The 20,148-nt window shown below is 41.6% G+C and carries 17 protein-coding genes; 10 read left to right on the top strand and 7 right to left on the bottom strand.

The window, feature by feature from the left end:
- The first annotated feature begins 377 nt into the window (after positions 1-377).
- The 3 genes from B879_RS10515 to B879_RS10505 all read left to right on the top strand — a co-directional run bounded on the left by B879_RS10515 (position 378) and on the right by B879_RS10505 (position 5,642).
- Positions 378-2,486: a bifunctional rhamnulose-1-phosphate aldolase/short-chain dehydrogenase gene (locus B879_RS10515; RefSeq protein ID WP_009185159.1), complete on the top strand. Its 2,109-nt coding sequence runs from the start codon at positions 378-380 to the stop codon at positions 2,484-2,486.
- Positions 2,487-3,037: 551 nt separating this feature from the next.
- The gene (locus tag B879_RS10510) at positions 3,038-4,315 is read left to right on the top strand and encodes a sugar isomerase (protein ID WP_009185157.1); all 1,278 of its coding nucleotides are present in this window, start codon (positions 3,038-3,040) and stop codon (positions 4,313-4,315) included.
- 1 nt (position 4,316) lies between these two features.
- On the top strand, positions 4,317-5,642 hold the full coding sequence (locus B879_RS10505; RefSeq protein WP_009185156.1) for an FGGY-family carbohydrate kinase: 1,326 nt from the start codon (positions 4,317-4,319) through the stop codon (positions 5,640-5,642).
- A gap of 162 nt (positions 5,643-5,804) precedes the next feature.
- Here B879_RS10505 and B879_RS10500 read toward each other — a convergent pair whose 3' ends face one another.
- Positions 5,805-6,974: an ATP-binding protein gene (locus tag B879_RS10500; RefSeq protein WP_009185155.1), complete on the bottom strand. Its 1,170-nt coding sequence runs from the start codon at positions 6,972-6,974 to the stop codon at positions 5,805-5,807.
- A gap of 115 nt (positions 6,975-7,089) precedes the next feature.
- Here B879_RS10500 and B879_RS10495 point away from each other — a divergent pair, with 115 nt between their 5' ends.
- Positions 7,090-7,302, top strand: coding sequence for a hypothetical protein (locus B879_RS10495; RefSeq protein ID WP_009185154.1), 213 nt, complete (start codon positions 7,090-7,092; stop codon positions 7,300-7,302).
- Positions 7,303-7,448: 146 nt separating this feature from the next.
- Here B879_RS10495 and B879_RS10490 read toward each other — a convergent pair whose 3' ends face one another.
- Positions 7,449-7,826 carry a hypothetical protein gene (locus B879_RS10490; RefSeq protein WP_009185153.1) on the bottom strand — a complete coding sequence of 126 codons (378 nt, stop codon included), beginning with the start codon at positions 7,824-7,826 and terminating at the stop codon, positions 7,449-7,451.
- A gap of 39 nt (positions 7,827-7,865) precedes the next feature.
- Positions 7,866-8,174, bottom strand: coding sequence for a DUF3784 domain-containing protein (locus tag B879_RS10485; RefSeq protein WP_009185152.1), 309 nt, complete (start codon positions 8,172-8,174; stop codon positions 7,866-7,868).
- A 509-nt stretch (positions 8,175-8,683) separates the two neighbouring features.
- On the opposite strand from B879_RS10485, the gene B879_RS10480 reads away from it, so the two are divergent.
- Entirely contained in the window at positions 8,684-9,721 is a 1,038-nt protein-coding gene (locus B879_RS10480; RefSeq protein ID WP_238542118.1) for an ATP-binding protein, read from the top strand.
- A 6-nt stretch (positions 9,722-9,727) separates the two neighbouring features.
- On the opposite strand, the gene B879_RS10475 is transcribed toward B879_RS10480, so the two are convergent.
- Positions 9,728-10,813, bottom strand: a complete 1,086-nt coding sequence (locus B879_RS10475) for a DUF4934 domain-containing protein (RefSeq protein WP_009185150.1) — start codon at positions 10,811-10,813, stop codon at positions 9,728-9,730.
- 584 nt (positions 10,814-11,397) lie between these two features.
- Between B879_RS10475 and B879_RS10470 the strand changes: the two genes are divergently transcribed.
- The 3 genes from B879_RS10470 to B879_RS10460 are packed head-to-tail and all read left to right on the top strand — an operon-like array spanning position 11,398 to position 14,065.
- A complete protein-coding gene (locus B879_RS10470) occupies positions 11,398-12,153 on the top strand; it encodes a (Fe-S)-binding protein (RefSeq protein ID WP_009185149.1) in 756 nt (251 codons plus the stop codon).
- Positions 12,150-13,508, top strand: coding sequence for a lactate utilization protein B (locus B879_RS10465; protein ID WP_009185148.1), 1,359 nt, complete (start codon positions 12,150-12,152; stop codon positions 13,506-13,508). The genes B879_RS10470 and B879_RS10465 overlap by 4 nt, the downstream gene beginning before the upstream one ends.
- The gene (locus B879_RS10460) at positions 13,505-14,065 is read left to right on the top strand and encodes a LutC/YkgG family protein (RefSeq protein ID WP_009185147.1); all 561 of its coding nucleotides are present in this window, start codon (positions 13,505-13,507) and stop codon (positions 14,063-14,065) included. The genes B879_RS10465 and B879_RS10460 overlap by 4 nt, the downstream gene beginning before the upstream one ends.
- A 146-nt stretch (positions 14,066-14,211) precedes the next feature.
- Here B879_RS10460 and B879_RS10455 read toward each other — a convergent pair whose 3' ends face one another.
- The gene (locus tag B879_RS10455) at positions 14,212-14,724 is read right to left on the bottom strand and encodes a hypothetical protein (RefSeq protein ID WP_202949618.1); all 513 of its coding nucleotides are present in this window, start codon (positions 14,722-14,724) and stop codon (positions 14,212-14,214) included.
- Between the two features lie 45 nt (positions 14,725-14,769).
- Here B879_RS10455 and B879_RS10450 point away from each other — a divergent pair, with 45 nt between their 5' ends.
- A complete protein-coding gene (locus B879_RS10450) occupies positions 14,770-15,156 on the top strand; it encodes a transmembrane 220 family protein (RefSeq protein WP_009185145.1) in 387 nt (128 codons plus the stop codon).
- A 5-nt stretch (positions 15,157-15,161) separates the two neighbouring features.
- Complete coding sequence (locus tag B879_RS10445; protein ID WP_009185144.1) at positions 15,162-15,908, top strand: NIPSNAP family protein; 747 nt, start codon at positions 15,162-15,164, stop codon at positions 15,906-15,908.
- A gap of 139 nt (positions 15,909-16,047) precedes the next feature.
- Here B879_RS10445 and hslU read toward each other — a convergent pair whose 3' ends face one another.
- A complete protein-coding gene (gene hslU, locus B879_RS10440) occupies positions 16,048-17,451 on the bottom strand; it encodes an ATP-dependent protease ATPase subunit HslU (RefSeq protein ID WP_009185143.1) in 1,404 nt (467 codons plus the stop codon).
- A gap of 143 nt (positions 17,452-17,594) precedes the next feature.
- The gene (lon, locus tag B879_RS10435) at positions 17,595-20,066 is read right to left on the bottom strand and encodes an endopeptidase La (RefSeq protein WP_009185142.1); all 2,472 of its coding nucleotides are present in this window, start codon (positions 20,064-20,066) and stop codon (positions 17,595-17,597) included.
- Positions 20,067-20,148 lie beyond the last annotated feature (82 nt).

Genomic DNA, 20,148 nt, shown 5'->3' with positions numbered 1-20,148 from the left:
TTGGATTTTATGTTGACTTTATTAGCTTATCCCCAATATTATTAGGAGCACCTTCTAAAATTAATAAGTCAGAAAAATTAAAGTATCCTGTACTGTGCTGAGAATTATTTTGTTTTTGTAACTAAAAAAAAATTAAATTCTAATAATTTGAGGTATAGAATAATATTTCACTAGCAAATGAAAGAATTGAAATCTACATTTACATAATTATAGAAATGTTTGATTTTTATAAAACTTTTTAAGTTTTGATTAAGTATTTTCAATAAATCCTATCAAATGATGAATTTTATTAAAATGAGAAGATTAAATCAGTAAAGTACAGGACAGAAAGTCCTTATCTTTCAAATAATTTTGGTTAAAACTAAAACAAGCTTATGATGAAACTTACTATTCAAACCTTTAACCACGTATCCTATCTATGGGACGATGAAAAAGCCGCGGCCTTGGGCAATGACGAAGTTGCTTTATTGATATACCGTTCCAATATTTTGGGCGCTGACTTAAGAATTACCAATTACGGAGGAGGAAATACATCCTGTAAAACTATAGAAAAAGACCCCCTGACCGGAAAAGAGGTGGAAGTCATGTGGGTAAAAGGTTCCGGCGGAGATATAGGAACCCTTACCAAAGCAGGTCTAGCCGGGCTTTATGTGGACAAGTTGCGCTCGCTTGAAGGGATTTACGGAGGGATTGAGCATGAAGATGAGATGGTAGGACTTTTCAACCACTGCATCTACGACCTGGACTCCAAGGCCCCTTCTATTGATACGCCTTTACATGCCTTTTTACCCTTCAAACATATCGATCACCTGCATCCCGATGCAGCCATTGCCATCGCGGCATCCAAAGATGGAGAGAAAATCACACAAGAACTTTTTGAGGGGCAGATTGCCTGGGTGCCTTGGCAAAGACCAGGCTTTGATCTGGGATTGCAATTGAGAGATGCATTGGAGGCCAATCCGGGTATCCGAGGCATCATGCTGGGCGGACATGGCCTGTTCACCTGGGGAGATACTGCTTACGAATGTTACATCAATAGTTTGGAGGTGATCGAGAAAGCTTCCGCTTACCTCGAAGCCAATTACGGTAAAAAGAGACCAGTTTTTGGAGGAGAGAAAGTGAAAGCACTGGAGCCCGCTCAAAGGAAAGATCAGGCAGCCAAAATCGCTCCCTTATTGCGAGGCTTGGCTTCCAGCTATAACCGCATGGTGGGCACTTTCAATGATTCTGAGACAGTACTGCAGTTTATCAACTCCCACGACCTGGATAAACTGGCACCTCTGGGGACCTCTTGCCCAGACCACTTTCTAAGGACGAAAATTGCCCCGTTGGTATTGGATATCCCTGCTGATCAGGATCTTTCTGACCTGACTACTTTGAAAGGCCATATAGAAAAGCTTTTTGCCCGATACAGGGAAGGATACAAAGGCTATTACGAAAAACACAAACGCTCCAACAGCCCTGCTATACGTGACCCTAATCCGGTGATCATCCTTTGGCCGGGAGTGGGAATGTTTTCCTATGCCAAGGATAAACAGACTTCAAGGGTAGCTTCAGAATTTTATATCAACGCCATCAACGTGATGCGGGGAGCAGAGGCTGTATCGGAATATGTCTCATTACCACTTCAGGAAGCTTTTGATATTGAGTATTGGTTGCTCGAAGAGGCCAAACTCCAACGCATGCCCAAAGAAAAAGCACTTTCCAGAAAAGTGGCCCTGATCACCGGAAGTGCCGGAGGAATTGGTAAGGCCATCGCGGATAAATTCGCGGCAGAGGGTGCCTGTGTGGTGATTTCTGACATTGATGAAGAGAACATTGCCAATGCCAGAAAAGATTTTGGAAAAGATATCGCCATCGCCGTCAAACTCGATGTGTTGGATAATGATACGATTGCTCAAGCCTATAAGGAAGCCTGCCTGGCATTCGGCGGAGTTGACATCATCGTCAACTGTGCTGGATTGGCCATCAGCAAATCTTTGGCAGACACAACAGAGGCCGACTGGGATTTGCTCAATGATGTCCTGGTCAAGGGTCAGTTCAAAGTTTCCCAAGTGGGAGTGGCCGTCATGAGGGTTCAGGGAATGGGTGGTGACATCATCAATATTGCTTCTAAAAATGCATTGGTTTCCGGACCAAACAATGTGGGCTATGGCACCGCCAAAGCTGCCCAAATCCACATGTCAAGGTTACTCGCAGCAGAACTCGGTCCTGATAAAATCCGGGTCAATGTGGTCAATCCTGATGCGGTGATTGAAGGTTCTAAAATATGGGAAGGCAAATGGGCTGAAGGCCGGGCAAAAGCCTATGGCGTAACCGTGGAGGAATTGCCGGCTTACTACGCCAAGCGAACTTTGATGAATGAGATCATCAGCACCAAGGATCTGGCCAATGGGGTGTTTGCCTTTGTCGGAGGTCTATTGCCCAAGTCCACAGGGAATATATTGAATGTAGATGGGGGTGTTGCTGCGGCTTTTGTGAGGTAATTAAGGTACTCGCAAAGGCGCTAAGACGCTAAGGCAGGTAAAGGTAATTGCCAAACTATCAGATTTAGGTTAGCTATATCCATACTGTTGTCCTTGTCACTTCGAACGCAGTGAGAAGTCCATTAATTCCATAGTAATAGGCTAAAAATTTAGATTTCTCAGTCGTTCCTCCTTCGAAATGACAAGGAGAAGTAAAAACAAATAGCTATCCATCAATAATAGGCTAGCAAATGCTAAGTAGTTTGCCTTGTCACCTCCCTGCCCGTTCCGTTCAGGCGGGCCTGCCCGCAGCAGGCGGGGACAAAGGAGAGGTCTATTCACCTTTGAAGAAGAATTAGATTTCTCTCTTCGTTCGAAATGACAAGGAAAGGCTTTCTTCCAAATTATTCCTTAAATTCAAATTAAAACAGAACCCACTTCGTACCCCTGCCTACGAGGAGGTAGGTTTGTGGCAATAAACAATAACCGTTATCCACTTCGTGCCTTCGTGCCTTTGTGGCCATAAAAAACAACAACCCAACTCCACTTCGTGCCTTTGTGGTAAAGAAATTATGAGAATAACCACCGACCAAATCCAATTCACCAATAAACCCAGAGAAGTTTCCCATGCCAGGGAATTCAATTTCCTCGCTGAAAACCTGGAGAAAAAAGGAATTAATGTTGAACAGCTTATCCAAAAACTGCAAGCCTTCCAGATCGCCATCCCTTCCTGGGCTTTGGGCACCGGAGGAACCCGCTTTGGCCGTTTCTCAGGAGGTGGAGAACCCGCAACCCTGATCCAAAAAATTCAGGATATAGGTATCCTCCATGCGCTGAATAGATCAAGCAATTCAGTTTCCCTGCATATTCCCTGGGACATCCCCCAGGACTATGATGCAATCCTTCAAGCAGCTGCAGAAGCAGAAATCGGTTTTGATGCGGTCAATTCCAATACTTTTCAGGATCGGACTGACCAAAGCCTATCCTACAAATTCGGTTCCCTTTCCAATAATGACCAGACCATTCGGGAACTGGCCATTGAACACAATAAAGAAGTGATCCGAATCGGAGAAAAATTGGGTTCAAAGGCCCTGACAGTTTGGTTAGCAGATGGTTCCTCTTTTCCCGGCCAACACAGTTTCCGTAAAGCCCTGCAAAGTACCTATGAGTCTTTACAGGAAATTTACAAAGAACTCCCTTCAGATTGGAAAATGCTGGTAGAGTACAAACCTTATGAGCCTTATTTTTATAGCACAGTGATCCAAGACTGGGGCACCTCCTTTTTGTTGGCCAATAAACTTGGGGACAAAGCTTTTACTTTAGTGGATCTGGGCCATCACCTGCCCAACACCAATATTGAGCAGATTGTGGCTACTTTAATGACAGAAGGGAAATTAGGTGGTTTTCACTTCAACGATTCCAAATACGGGGATGATGACCTGACCGTGGGCAGCATCAAACCTTACCAACTCTTCCTGATTTTCAATGAACTGGTTTCGGGTTTTGAAGAAACGGCAAATCCTTCTCCTGCTTGGATGATTGATGCCAGTCACAACTTGAAAGATCCTTTGGAGGACTTGTTACAATCCGTAGAAGCCATCAAACTGGCTTATGCCCAGGCTTTGATCGTGGATCAAATTGCCCTGCATGCTGCACAAGCTTCACATGATGTGACCTTCGCTCAGGAAATCTTACAGGATGCATTTAGAACTGACCTCAGACCTTTGGTAAGAGAATCTATCCGCCAAAGCGGAGGGGCCATTACCCCCATTCATAGCTATCGGGAACTGAAAGTCAGGGAAACGCTGATCAAAGAAAGAGGCAAAGACAGTAAAGCCAGCGGATTGTAACATGGAACCCATCAAAGTAACTGCCATATTTGATATTGGAAAGACCAATAAGAAGTTCTTTCTCTTTGACCAGGAATTGAAGGAAGTCTATAAGGTGTATCATCGCCTGGATTATATACAGGATGAAGACGGTGAAGATTGTGAATCCATTCAGGCATTGACCCAATGGGTCAGACAAACCTTAAAAGAAGCATTATCCCTGCCTCAATTTCTTATCATCAAACTCAATTTCACCACCTATGGGGCTTCATTTGTACATATTGACCAAATGGGAAATCCGGTCGCACCCCTGTACAATTACCTAAAAAAGTATCCGGAGGATATTTTAGCGCAGTTTTATGCAAAATACGGCCCCGCTGAAAAGTTCAGCCAGGAAACCTCGTCCCCAGCTTTAGGCATGTTGAATTCCGGCCTCCAGCTATACTGGCTAAAATATGCCAAACCTGACATCTTTAAGAAAATCCACCGCAGCCTTCACCTTCCCCAGTACCTTTCATTTCTTTTTACAGGAAAGATAGTTTCTGAATATACCAGCATAGGCTGTCATACAGGCTTATGGGATTTTGCCAAAGGAGATTATCACCATTGGGTCAAAGCCGAGGGGATCGACAAAATATTACCAGAGGTGGTGGATACTACGACTAGTTTTGCCAAGACCTTTGACAGGCACAGCATGAGTGTAGGTGTGGGAGTACATGATTCTTCCTCTGCTCTATTGCCTTATCTGACCAGCAATTCCGAACCATTTGCCCTATTGTCCACAGGTACTTGGGCCATTAGTATCAATCCCTTTAATGATGCCCCATTGACTTTGGACGAGCTCCGCAAGGATTGCCTGCACTTTCTCAGCAAGGAAGGCCGGCCCATCAAAATCAGCCGTCTGTTTATAGGGGAGGAACACAAAGTACAGATCGAAAAACTCTATGTGCATTTCCAACTGGAAAAAGGATACTACAAAGCATTATCTTTTGAAAAGGAGCGCTACGATAAAGCCAAATCCAAAACCTGTAAACGGTTTAGGTTTGAATACCTCAAGCCGGAAGTTTATGGCTTGACGCAGGCAGCAGCAACCGATTGGAAAGGTTTTGCAGATTTCGAAGATGCCTATTACAGCTTTATCCATGAACTCACTGACCTGCAAGTGGCATCCCTTTCCCTGGTCCTGAATAGCAGCACTCAGGTCAAAAAACTCTATATCGACGGAGGCTTTAATGCCAATCCGATTTTTGTGGAAATGCTCAGGGACAAATTGCCCGGAATCAGTATAGAAACCACAGATTTTGCTTTGGGGACGGCACTTGGGGCGGGGATGTTGGTGAATGATTAAAGGAAATCGAGTAGTCTTTCTTTTCCTGTCTTTCGGTACCGAGCTCAGAAAAAAGAATTTCCAATTCTAGTTTTCTTCGGTAAAAGAATGAGTTAAAAATTTCTGTGATCTGTACTCGAAATGGTAAATTTTGAGAGGCAGACTAAAATATAAAAGGCCCTTTCAAGTTTCTATAATCGGCAAGTACTTTGCTAAAAAAATCTTGAGGTTGCAAACACGAATTTGGCCATCAGCAAGGTAATCGGAAGATGCAGGGGTAATGATGAAGTTTTTCAAAGAACCTAAATCTTCTACTGCGATGCGGTAGCCTTTACTTACTTTGGGGGCAGAAGTAAATTTTATTTCAATACAAGCCAAAGTTCTCGCTCCCCTTCTAAGCACCAGATCACACTCCGTTCCTTCATGAGTCCTGTAAAAAAGCATTTCAATGTCCGGACTGATTACCTGACTGATCTGTTCTATGACATAACCTTCCCAAGATGCTCCCAGCAGTGGGTGTCCCAGCAGTTGTTCCATATCAAAAATACCGGCAAGGTGATGCAAAATCCCACTGTCGCGAATATATACTTTAGGGGCTTTGACCAGTCGCTTTTTGGCATTATTGTGAAAGGCAGGCAACTTTCTCACAAGGTATGCCTGCTCCATAAAATCAAGGTATCGTTTTACGGTAGGAGCGGTTACGCCCAAGGAGTTTGCGAGGGTACTTGCATTCCACAATGCGCCTTGAAGATGTGCCAGCATAGACCAAAACCGCCGGATCTGTACAGGTGATACTTGTAGGCCAAGCATGGGAAGTTCCCGTTCCACATAACTTTGTATAAAACTCCTGACCCAGTTTTTACTTAAAGTATCAGTAGGTGCAAGCAAAGCATCTGGAAAACCACCTCTGAACCAGTGTTGGTCCATTTGGAACAAGTCCAAAACCTCAGTAAGATTGAAAGGACTTAACTCCTTATAAGAAATTCTACCGGCTAAAGATTCAGAACTGTCACGGATAAGTTCAGGCGAAGCCGACCCGAGTAACATAAACCTTCCCGGCAAGCGATGCTGGTCTATCAATGCCCTTAGGACCGGAAACAAATCGGGTTTGCGCTGCACCTCATCAATAACAATACAATGATTCTTGAATTGTTGAAGAAATAACTCCGGTTCCTCTAGCTTTGCTAAATCAGACGGAAGCTCTAAATCCAGATACAGTATTTCTTTCTTGATTTTATCTGCCAGCAATTTTGACAAAGTGGTTTTTCCAACCTGCCGAGGGCCTAGGAGTCCCACTGCCGGGAAAAATGAAATAAGCCCGAGCAACTCCTCAGTTATCATTCGTTTAATCATGAAGTAAAATTAATTATTTACCCTGAAAATTAAAATTTCTATTTTTATATTTCAGGGTAAAGGATGCCGTATCCAAAAGGATTTCTTCCCTATTTTCAAATTAGCAGTTATCCTGATGGATCAGAAAACTAAGCTTAGGAGGTATTTCTCCTTGCCTCCTTCCTTGAAACCTAAATTTCACTACCCAAAGGAAAACTATATCTACGGAGGTTTCACTGCTAATCCCATTTTTGTGGAGATACTCAAGGATAAACTGCCCGGAATCAGTATTGAAACCACGGATTTTGCTCTGGGGACGGCGCTGGGGGCGGGGATGTTGGTGAGTTAAACTTTAAAAATGTCGGGCAAAGGCATATAATCGCAGAAATCATATGAATTCTGCGATTATGATCGCTGATTTTATATAAAAATTGCGATTAGGAGTAGCTATCCCCCTAAAAAATATCTTAATCCAGTAAATCCCAACCTGCTAGGCTATTTTCCCCACAAATTGATGCCATGAAGAATTTTTACCTCAACCCGGTTCGTCAAAAAATCCTGATATACTTCCGGACCATCAAAATTCAGTTTAGTTCCATCACAGTAATACTGCGATTGATTGGTAGAACTCATCAAGGAAGACTGTATCTCGATTACTTCCCTGGAATTGTATTGGTACAAAATGATCCCGCTAGGTGCGCTTTTGATCAGCTCAAATTGTTCTTTTAACCAGGGAAGCTCCCTTAAGGCATCGGAAGTTCCACAAGCAGAAAACTGTTCATCAACGGGCTCCTCTGTCGCACAACTCCCTAAGCAGAAACATGCAATCAGCATCAAAATCAATATTCTTGGTTTTTCAAATATGCTCCCCATTATGTGTTCTATTTATGTTAACTAAAAGCCAAGACAATCTTACCTTACCCGCTCTCTGGTAAACCTATTGCCAAATACAATCAATACTACCACCCCTATCAAGGTTACCAATAGACCTAGTCCGTCACCTATTCCAGGTTGACCCAACCATATCCCCAGAAAATACCCTGATATAGAGAACAATCCCATCACTACAAAAACTGCACATCCGAAAGTGGGCAAACCATTGGCAATGGCATTTTCCTTTTCTTTTTGGGACAGTTGATTGTACCCGGCCATTAAATTGGGGAATTTCTTCACCAAAATACCTATCGCAATAAATAATACTCCTATAAAAACGCTAACCATAATAAATTTGATTTAGACTGCCACAAAGACTCAAAGGCACAAAGTTTAATCAAGTTGATTCTTTTGCCTCTGTATCATTGAACCAATTGAGATTTTTTAACCTAAGAGAAGTTTAATTTAATCACAAAAAACGAAATACAGAAACATTAGTTTGAGGCATAGGCAACAAATTCAAACTTCTAAAAAAAATAAAACATAGAAATTAACAAGCATTGGTTCGGACATGGATTAAAAAACCGACTAATTGACTTGAGTCCAAATCAAAATCACGATATAAATCAAAATTTTAGGCCTAATTTTTAGATTGTATTCTAAATTTTAGGCCTAATTTTTCGATTGTATTCTAAAAATTAGGCATATATTTTAGATTTGAATGTAGAATCCTATTATATTTGAAGCTAAAATCCACAAGTAATGGTCCCCAGAATAATTGCTGAAAAGCTACTTCAGGCATTTTACAAAAAAAGGTAATTATCCTTCTTGGAGCAAGACAGGTAGGGAAAACTACATTGCTTAAAGAAGTGGTAAAACAGGCCAACAAACCAACTGTGTGGTTCAATGCAGATGAAGCTGATATTTTAGAGGCATTTTCATCAGCAGTAACCAGCACCCAATTGATCCAATTGATTGGCCCAAGCAGTCAATTGGTCATCATAGACGAAGCTCAGCAGATACCCGATATTGGGAAAAAGCTTAAATTGATTTATGATAATAGACCTGATATACAAGTAATTGCTACAGGATCTTCTGCGTTTGATCTTCAGAGTCAAACGGCAGAGCCCTTGACGGGGAGAAAGAAAACTTTTCAACTGTACCCTATTTCTTTTGGAGAGACAGTCAAAGATACTTCACGATTAGAAGCAAAAAGACTTTTGGATTCCAGACTTATCTATGGACTATATCCAGAGGTGCTCAATAATCCTGGTCAGGAGAAAGAAATCCTCATTGAAATAGCACAAAGCTATCTCTACAAAGATGTTTTACAATTGGATAGTATCCGTAAACCCAGTCATATCGAAAAATTATTAAAAGCATTGGCATTTCAGGTCGGTAGCGAAGTCAGTTACCATGAGTTAGCTCAAACCATTGGTAATATCGATACAGCCACTGTTGAGAAGTATCTGGATTTATTGGAAAAGGCTTTTGTTATCTTCAAACTTCCCGCCTTCAACCGCAACCTGAGGAACGAAATCAAGAAGGGGAAAAAGTATTATTTTTATGACAATGGCATACGCAATGTGCTTATCAACAATTTTACATTTCCCGAAATGCGACAGGACAAAGGGGCATTATGGGAAAATTTCCTTATTTCTGAGAGGTTAAAGTTCAATGCTTATCAATCCCGTTTTGTGAACACCTACTTTTGGAGAACGCATGACAAAGCTGAAATAGATTACCTGGAGGAAACTGATGGGATATTATATGCCTATGAATTCAAATGGAAAGATCAGAAAGTCAGATTTCCTGCATCTTTTCTCCAAAGCTATCCTGAGCACCAAACAGCAGTGGTCACCAGACAAAACTTTGAAGGGTTTTTGGGAGCTTGATTGCACTTACTTCAACTTTACCAAACCAATCACAGGGTTGGCTTCCTCCTGTGCACCTGATTCATAGGCTGCGGGTTTGACAAAATAGAATAAATCCTCCTCTGCTGACAAAACTCTTAAACTCAACCTAACCCCGTCCTCATCCAAAAAACCATCTTTTACAAGATAACCCTGTCCACTCTCGATATGATGAACAAATTGGTGCAAACTATTATCAAAATCATAAAAATGCGAACTGATGTAATTGGCAGTATGTACCACATTTGCGATATGATACTTTTTAAATCCCCTTTCATCTAAATGAGGTTTAGGAAAATTCAACTTAGCAAAAGGCCTCAACTGCATGTCCTTAAACTGGTACAGTGTGTCTCTTAGGTAGTTTTCATTAGTAGTTACAGGTGTATAAATAAAATGCTTGCCATTAAAACTGCTGATGTAATCGGTATACCCCAAAGCTGTGGCTATTTTCTTCTCCATAATCACCTTCCGTAAGGGCAAGGTGTCTACGACTGCCATATCAGCATCAAATCGATACAAATTGGTCTCATTGGCAAAACCTCCTTTAACTACATTTCCATATTCCTGAGAAATGCCGAACCTTTCCCTTCCGAGAATTCTAAAGAAGTCAAAGCCGGAATCCAAGGAGGAATCTATCCTCTTTTCCCCTAATAATTCATGTTCAGGAGAGTACCTCATGAATTTATTGTAAGCAAACAGATAAATCTCTCCAGAACTATCGTCTATACACATGGCAGAAACAGACCTGTATTCCCCGGGACCATCACCTTGTTTTCCGAGCGCACCCAAAAATTTCCCATCCAGATCGAAGACCAATATCTTTTGAAAGTAATACCAGATATACAATTTGTTTTCATGAAGGAACACTTCATTGATTCTTGAAATAAAAGCATCAGGTCGGGTTTCGAGTTGGATATATTGTATGGATTCGGTAATGTCATTTAATGTAACTTCTGTATTTACCTTGTTAGGCACATTAATTTCAATCAGCTCCGACTTGGGCTTTTCGGCACAAGCAAAAAAAACTGAAACTATGGAAGAAAATAAAATAAATCTCCAAAATAAATCCTTCATGCTTTAATTGTTTATTCCTTTTTGAACATCCACCGGCTTTTTGAAGTCAGGATATTTTCAAATGATTCGCTTCTATACATTTTCCATTTCCCTTCCAAGGGATGCTCAGTTTGCAAAAACCAAAAAAGGGGTATAAGACAAAAGAGCGAATGTATCATAGTTTTACCTTCTGACGAATGTTTAGACAATGTACCAAGTTTATAGTTTTAATTCAAGAAATTCTTAGTGAATTCCCCTACAAGATGGAATAAAGAGCTCTGTTAAGGTCATTAACCCCTTTTATCAGATTGATTTAGGGTCATTTTCCTTTGGAAAAATGTAGCCATACACATTTTTTCCTTTGAAAAAATGTATGTGTGTTTATGAATGAATAGTGGTTGGAGAATATCCATCCAGAAGTAATGGTAAACATTCTTCAGCAAACCTATTTTAATGAAAGTTTAACCTTAACCCTTAAAAACCCCACACCACAGGATATTTCAATCATTACTTTTTTGGATATTTAATAGATATTGAATTGGGCAAATCAATATCAACCCATATCTTAATATCCACAAATATCCGTCTTGCAATAGCAACAAATTATGACTCAAAATAAAAAGATCGGTCTTTTCATCCCCTGTTATGTAGATCAATTCTATCCGAATGTAGCTATTGCGACTTTGGAATTATTGGAGAAACTGGGTTGCGAGGTCAGCTATCCCCTAGGTCAGACCTGTTGTGGGCAACCCATGGCCAATGCTGGATACGAAAGGGATACTGTTGGGACTACCAAGCACTTTGTAGAAATATTCGGGGATTATGACTACATCGTCGCCCCTTCCGGGAGTTGTGTATTGCATATCAAAGACCATGCACCGGCGATCGCCGGAATGGAAAAGGAGCAAGAAAGCCTCCATTATAAGATCTTCGAATTGACTGAATTTCTTACAGATGTGTTAAAAGTGGAAAATCTCAAAGGGTCTTTCCCCCATAAAGTGGGCTACCATGCCTCCTGCCATGGGCAAAGGGGTTTGAGGCTGGGCTCTAGTTCAGAGCGAAACGAACCCTTTTTCAGCAAAGCCAAGCAGCTGCTAGATCAAATAGCCGGTCTGGAATGGGTGGAATTGACAAGGACAGATGAATGCTGCGGATTTGGGGGAACTTTTGCTGTTACAGAAGAAGCCTTGTCGGTTCAGATGGGCAAAGACCGCTTGCAGGATCATTTGACACACGGTGTGGAAATCCTCACCGGGGGAGATATGTCCTGTATCATGCACCTAGAGGGCATTGCCAAGAGGAATCAACAGCCCTTGAAATTTATGCATATCGCAGAAATCCTAAACCAAGTCATCTCATGAGCCATCCAGCCAAAGCCTCGGAATTTTTACAGGACGCTGCCAAAGCCAAATGGCATGATGAAACACTTTGGTTTGTCCGGGACAAGCGGGACACCATCAGCAAGACCATTCCGGAATGGGAAAAATTGAGGGAATTGGCTTCTCAGATCAAAGACAATGTGCTGGCCAATCTGGACAAATACCTTGTGCAATTTGAAGAAAAAGCGACTGCCAATGGTATAAAAGTGCACTGGGCCAAGGATGCAGAAGAACACAACCAAATTGTACTAAGCATCCTCCAAAGGCATCAATGTAAAGCCATTGTCAAAAGCAAATCTATACTTACAGAGGAATGTCATCTTAACCCCTTCTTGGAAAATAACGGAGTGGAAGTGGTGGATACGGATTTGGGAGAGCGGATTGTGCAGTTCTTAAATCAACCCCCTAGCCATATCGTGCTACCTGCCATCCATTTGAAGAAAAGGGATATCTCTGAGCTTTTCCATGAAAAACTGCATACCGAAAAAGGTAATGAAGATCCGGCTTACCTCACCCATGCAGCCCGTTTGCATTTGAGGGAAAAGTTTTTAGGCGCCAAAGTAGCCATTACCGGGGTAAATTTTGGAGTGGCAGAAACAGGTGAATTTGTGGTATGTACCAATGAAGGCAATGCCGATATGGGCGTGCATTTGGCCGATGTCCACATCGCCTGTATGGGCATTGAGAAAATCATTCCCCGAAGAAAGGATTTGGGGGTATTCCTCAGGCTGTTGGCCCGCTCTGCTACCGGGCAACCCATTACCAATTACAATTCGCACTTTCGCTCCCCGGCTGCAGGTAAGGAAATACATATTGTTTTGGTAGATAATGGCCGTACGGATCAATTAGCAAGGGAGAAATTCAAAAACTCTTTGAAATGTATCCGTTGCGGCGCCTGCATGAATACCTGTCCCATTTATAGAAGAAGTGGTGGCTACAGTTATGGCTCGGTAGTTCCCGGACCCATCGGCTCTATCCTGTCACCAGGCTTGGATGTGAAAAAATACAGCACCCTTCCTTTTGCCTCTACCCTTTGTGGTTCCTGCACGGATGTTTGTCCGGTAAAGATCAATATCCATGAGCAACTCTACGAATGGAGGCAGGAAATCACCAAAGCCCAAGGGACCAATGCGAAAAGCATTTCCATGAAAATTGCCAATGGAATTTTTGCAGTTCCTTTTGCTTATAAAGTAACCGGTGTCATGATGCGGGGCGCCTTGAAAATCCTGCCTGACAGCATTACTTATTCAGGCCTGAACACCTGGGGTAAGCAAAGAGACCTGCCTGAAACACCCAAAGAAACTTTCAAAGATTGGTACAAAAAGAACAGGACATGAGCAGCAGAGAAAACATTTTGACCACAATCAAGGCCATTCCTAGAGAGAACAGCCTGCTTCCTGAAATATCAGCATTTGAATTTCCAATGGATCATAAAGCAGCCTTTATACTATCCATTCAGGCCAATAAGGGGGAAGTAATCGCTGAGTCCGAATTGAAGGATTTTATAGCCATCAACCGTTTTGAAAAGATTCTCAACCTGGCCAAGGGAATGGAGAGCCTTTCGACTCAGCCTTTACCTTCTGACGCCCATGAATTAAATGAGTTGGAAGTAGCCATCATTCAAGGTCAATTTGGGGTAGCAGAAAACGGGGCTATTTGGTTGACAGATGAAAACTTGGGCTTACGGGCCTTGCCCTTTATCACCGAGCATTTGGTGATTGTATTAGAGGAAAAATCCTTGGTTTCCAACATGCATGAAGCTTATCAAAGAATTGGGGCCCAGCATTCAGGTTTCGGCCTCTTTATTGCCGGACCATCCAAAACTGCTGACATCGAGCAGTCTTTGGTGATCGGAGCTCATGGGGCGAAGAGTTTGAGGGTGGTGTTGAGGTAGAGACGAGAGGGTAGATTAAGTGAGAAGCCGGAAGGCGGATTTAGGGGAATTTTGAAACATTGAGCAGTCAAGGAATTTAAGGAAGTTTTTAAGCTGTAAAACACTACAGAAAACCATGATTCTTCATTCTCAGGGGGAAATGCAGGTCAGTCCAATTCTATATGATACACATCAGAACGGTTCCTCCTAATGCCAAAATACTCAAATCCTCCTTTTTGGGGAATTCTCTCTATCAGATCAAAAACCTCACACTCTTCCGGAAGACCCTCAAAAATCAGGGTAAACCGGTGGTTACTTCCAAAAACATATAGCCATTGGGGATAAAATGGAATATTATCGGCATTCAATAGTTTGGACTCAGAACCAGCCCCACGAGGAACAAGGAAGGTACTGGGCCATATCCGAATCTGCCACCAGGTGAAGGAGGTTCTAATGCTCACATGAACAATGACCTGCTTTTCGACCTCTATGCACTCTTTGGCCTTTGCAATCACTTCTTTATCTATTTTTACATCGGGAAGTGTGATGATTTCAGGTTGATGATTTACCACAGTCACATCTAAATTCATAGCTATTTCTTCTTCAAATTTACAGATTATCCATGAATATGACAGGCTTAACCTTAAACTGCTGGGGCTTGGTAAATAGATGCTTGCCAAAAGACTAATTATTGACTAATTTCCGAACGACAACCTCAGCACTTTATGAAAAATTTCTTAAAATACTTCTTTATCCTTTGGTTCTTCGCATTCCTTTTATTTGCCTACTGGCAACTCAATGATCCTGACCCTGAAATTTGGGTACCTATTTACCTGGCTGCAGCAATTTTCTCAGCAATGGGAGCAAGAGGAAAGCATCCTCTTATTCCTTTGAGCATCGTCATTATTGCCTGCCTTATTGGTGCCATCTATTTTTTCCCTGAATCTGTAGAAGACTGGGTCTCTTATGAATTGGAGCAAAAGGATCTTAGTATGAAAACCCAAGAATCGGAGGAAGCCAGAGAAACTTTTGGCCTTTTGATTATTGCTGCAGTCCTCTCAGTATCTGCATTTACCGGATGGAAAAAAAAACAAACTCAAACCAACCAATAGTACCTATGAAAAACTTAATCTTAATTTTCTTTGTCTCCCTGATCGGTATAAAAGTATCATCAGCCCAAGATAGCCGGTATTTCGAAATGCGAACTTATACAGCCCATGATGGAAAAAGGGGGGATTTAATCCAACGTTTTCAGGATCACACTTTAAAACTATTTGAAAAAAACGGAATCGAAAATATAGCATACTTTATTCCAACAGACGACAACAACTATACGCTGACCTTTATCCTGGCTTACCCAGACCAAGCTTCTAGAGATATATTGTGGAATAAATTTGTCAATGATCCTGAATGGCGAGCTGCCTATAAAGCCTCAGAAGCCAATGGTCCTCTGGTAGCAAATGTGGATCAGGTTTTTATGGAAATTGCCCCTGAATTGAATCCGGAAATCATACGCTGGCAAAATCAAGGAAAAAGAATATTTGAACTTCGGACCTACTATATGCACCCCGGTAAAGTGGAAAACATCAATGCCAGATTTAGAGATTATACCAGAGAGCTTTTTCAAAAACATGGGATGACCAATGTAATGTATTGGTACACTGTGGAAAAGGATGGAGGGCAAGCCAAATTGGTGTATTTACTGGCGCATAAAAACGAAAAAGCCGCTAAAAAATCTTTTGATAAGTTCCGTGAAGACCCAGTTTGGACAATGGTAAGGGACAGATCTGAAGAAACAGGTCCAATAGTTCAAAAGGTGGTATCCAAATACCTTACACCACTTCCCTTCTCTCCTTTGAAATAAAAATTCCCTGTATTTGCACTTCTTTGCAAACACAGGGAATTTTTAATAATCTCCTTTTTTAACTTCAGAAATCCCACTTTACTTAGATTTCTCCCTTCTTGATTCTTTATTCTTGCCTCTTATCTCTCGTCTATCGCTTTTAAAGAATATACTGCGACAAATCCCTGTTTTGTACCAAACTGCTCAATCGATCAGCGACCATCTCTTTGGTAATCATGATTTTGGAATTGGCTTCAATGGTATCAGGCACATCAAACAGAAAATCATTTAACAAGTGACTGACCACTGTATGCAATCTCCTAGCGCCAATATTCTCCACCTCCTCATTGATTTTGAAAGCCAATCTTGCTATTTCCCGTATGGCCTCATCATTGAAATCCAAATAGACTTCTTCCGCCTCAAATAATGCCTGATATTGCTTCGTCAATGCATTTTTGGGTTCTTTCAATATCCTGTAAAAATCCTCTTCTGTTAAAGAACTCAACTCCACTCTAATTGGGAACCGACCTTGGAGCTCAGGAATCAAGTCAGATGGTTTGCTCACATGGAAAGCTCCTGCTGCAATGAACAGCACATGGTCGGTATTAATAATTCCATATTTGGTATTAACACTGCTCCCTTCCACAATGGGTAAGAGATCCCTTTGTACGCCCTCCCGACTAACATCAGGGCCACCGCTTCCTTTGCCGCTTTTAGATGCAATTTTATCAATCTCATCAATAAAAATAATCCCATTGTTTTCAGCCAAACGAATGGCTTCTTCTTTCACTTCATCGAAATCAATCAGCTTACTGGTTTCTTCCTCCATCAAAATCTTTCTGGCCTCAGCTATACTGACTTTCCTTTTCTTGGTACGCTTGGGCATCATGCCGGAAATCATATCTTGAATACCCGCCATGCTGGCATCGTCCATCATGCCGTTTCCGATCATACCAATTCCAACAGGAGGACTTTGCTTCACATTGATTTCAATCTTTCTATCCTCGAGTTCACCATTTTTCAATTTTTCCCTAAACCGATCTCTGGTCCTTTCGTTAAGTTCCTCTTCAGACGCCTGTTCCGGGTTAAAATCAGAAGAAACAGAAGTTCCAGGTCTTACAAAACCTGCCGATTTAACAGGAGGAATCAAAATGTCCAAAATCACCTCCTCTACTGCCTCTGCTGCTTTTTCTTTTACCGCATCGTTCTTCTGTTCTCTGACCAAATGTACCGACTGTTCGACTAAGTCCCGAACCATGCTTTCCACATCACGGCCAACATATCCCACTTCAGTAAACTTAGAGGCCTCCACTTTGGTAAAAGGTGCATTTGCTATCTTTGCCAATCTCCTGGCTATTTCAGTTTTACCCACACCTGTTGAACCTATCATAAGGATATTATTGGGTACGATATCCTTTTGAATATCGCTCTTCACATTCATCCTTCGGATACGGTTTCGAAGTGCAATCGCTACATTTCTTTTAGCATCGTGCTGCCCAATAATATATTTATCCAGTTCAGCAACAATCTGCCTAGGTGTTAAATGTTGAATATTATTTCTCATTATTTTTTGATTGGCTATAACACTCCCATTAAAGGAATGCTCATATAGATTAACTAAGGGAAAGAAGTAAGGTTATCATTTCATAAAAAGTTCTGGACAGCGTCACAGTTGTCCAGAACTTTCATCCATTAATTCCAGAGCTCTTATTTACTTTCTTTTGGAAAGGTAAAGTTCATCGGATCCTCCACTTTGGCTTTCAATAAGGCTATTTCTAAAACTTCCTCTACTTTATCCACAAAGTGGAAATTCACCCCTTTGATGTACTCTTCATCTATTTCTTCTATATCCCTTTTATTTTTTTCACAAAGGATGATATCCTTAATTCCGGCCCGCTTGGCAGCAAGGATTTTTTCCTTTATGCCACCTACCGGCATCACCTTACCCCTGAGGGTAATTTCACCTGTCATAGCTATCTTGGATTTGACCTTCCTTTGCGTAAAGATAGAGGCCATGGCAGTCAACATGGTAATACCTGCTGAAGGGCCATCTTTGGGCACTGCTCCAGCAGGTACATGGACATGCAGATCATAGTGGTCAAATATGCGGTAATCTATTCCTAGTTTATCAGCTTTTGACTTTAGGTAAGAAAGTGCGGTGACAGCAGACTCTTTCATTACTTCTCCCAATTGACCGGACAGGGTGAGTTTGCCCTTCCCCTTACTTAAAGATGCTTCTACGAAAAGGATTTCTCCACCAACTGAAGTCCATGCAAGACCTGTAACTACTCCCGCAATGCTATTATCCTGGTATATTTCCTTATCAAAAATTTCTCCCCCTAGAAATTTACGGACCACTTTTGGCGTAATTTTCTTTTCATACTCCTCCTCCATGGCAATGGATTTGGCTATATTTCTAATCACTTTACCAATAGCCCTCTCCAAACTTCTTACACCTGATTCTCGGGTATAGTCCTCAATTATTTTTACAATGGCTGCCTTGTCAAAACTTGCTTGATTTCCTTTTACACCATGTTCTTTACGCTGCTTGGGAATAAGGTGTTTTTTGGCTATTTCAACTTTCTCTTCCAAAGTATACCCTGTTACTTCGATGATTTCCATCCTATCTCTTAAGGCAGGCTGAATGGTATCCAATGAATTGGCCGTTGCAATGAACAATACCTTAGAAAGGTCATATTCTACTTCAAGGTAATTATCTACAAAAGTACTGTTCTGTTCAGGGTCAAGCACTTCGAGGAATGCTGAAGAGGGGTCTCCCCTAAAATCTGAACTCAGTTTGTCTATCTCATCCAGAACATATACGGGGTTAGATGTTTTAACCTTCTTCATATTTTGGATGATCTTGCCTGGCATGGCCCCCACGTAGGTCTTACGATGGCCTCTGATCTCTGCCTCATCATGTACCCCACCGAGAGACATCCTGACGTATTTCCTGCCCAAAGCAGTGGCAATGGATTTTCCAAGAGATGTTTTACCAACCCCGGGAGGACCATACAAACATAAAATTGGCCCTTTGAGGTCATTTTTCAATTTCAATACCGCCAAGTATTCGATGATTCTTTCTTTGACCTTCTCCAAACCATGGTGATCCTTATCCAGAATGTCTTTAGCCCTCTTTAGGTCAAAGTTATCTTTGGTAAAGTCATTCCATGGCAACTCCACTAAAGTCTCTGCATAATTCAGCGCTATGGGGTATTCTGCTGCTGATGGATTAATCCGCAGGATTTTATCTAATTCCTTTTGAAAATGCCTGGCCACTGTCTCTGGCCATTTTTTCTTTGCTCCTTTGACCCTTAACTCCTCTACTTCCTTTTCAGGCCCTTCTTCACCTAATTCAGTCTGCAGTACTTTCATCTGCTGCCTCAGGAAATAGTCCCTTTGCTGCTGGTCAATATCCGTATGCACCTTTTTTTGGATCTCGCTCTTGAGCTCTAGCATTTGAATATCCTTCATCATAAACTCCAAAAGCAAAGTAGCGCGCTCTACCCCATCATTGATTTCCAACAAACGTTGCTTTGCATCTACTGGAGCATTGATATTGGATGACAGAAAATGGGTTAGAAACGGCGTATTATCAATATTATCCAAGGCAACCTGAGCTTCTCTTGGTATTTCAGGATTAAGGTGCAAAATCTTTAATGCCGCTTCTTTTAGGGACTCTTCCAAAGCTTGGATTTTCTTGGAGTTTTTCGGAAAGTTCTCCTCCAAGTACTTCACTTTGGCTGTGAAATAAGGATCCTCTGTCAGGGGCTCGGTAATTTCAAATCTTTTTTTCCCTTGTATGATGATTGTTGTATTGCCATCAGGCAACACAATCATTTTAATGATCTTTGCCAAGGTACCTACATGGTAAATATCCTCCCACGAAGGGTCGTCATTCTGGGGATTGACCTGTGCACATACACCGATCATCTTATCTCCCTTTTGGGCCTTTTTCACCAATTTGATAGACCTCTGTCTTCCTACGGTGATCGGTATGACCACACCTGGGAATAATACTGTATTACGAACAGAAAGAATTGGGATTTCTTCGGAATAATTTTCGGATTGGGAGAGACTTTCCTCTTCATCATCTGTGATCAGCTGTATCAGGTCTCCTTCAGCAGCGTAATCTCCCGTCATCAAAGATTGAAATAATTGGTTTTCAAATTTATTCATAAAGGACATTATGACAGTCGTCTTGTCATGTTTATATCAAAATAGAGAAGAACCTTCAATTTAAGAAGGTTCTTCTAATAAA

The sequence above is a fragment of the Cecembia lonarensis LW9 genome (assembly GCF_000298295.1).
Taxonomy (GTDB): domain Bacteria; phylum Bacteroidota; class Bacteroidia; order Cytophagales; family Cyclobacteriaceae; genus Cecembia; species Cecembia lonarensis.
This window is presented reverse-complemented; position numbering and strand designations above follow the sequence as displayed.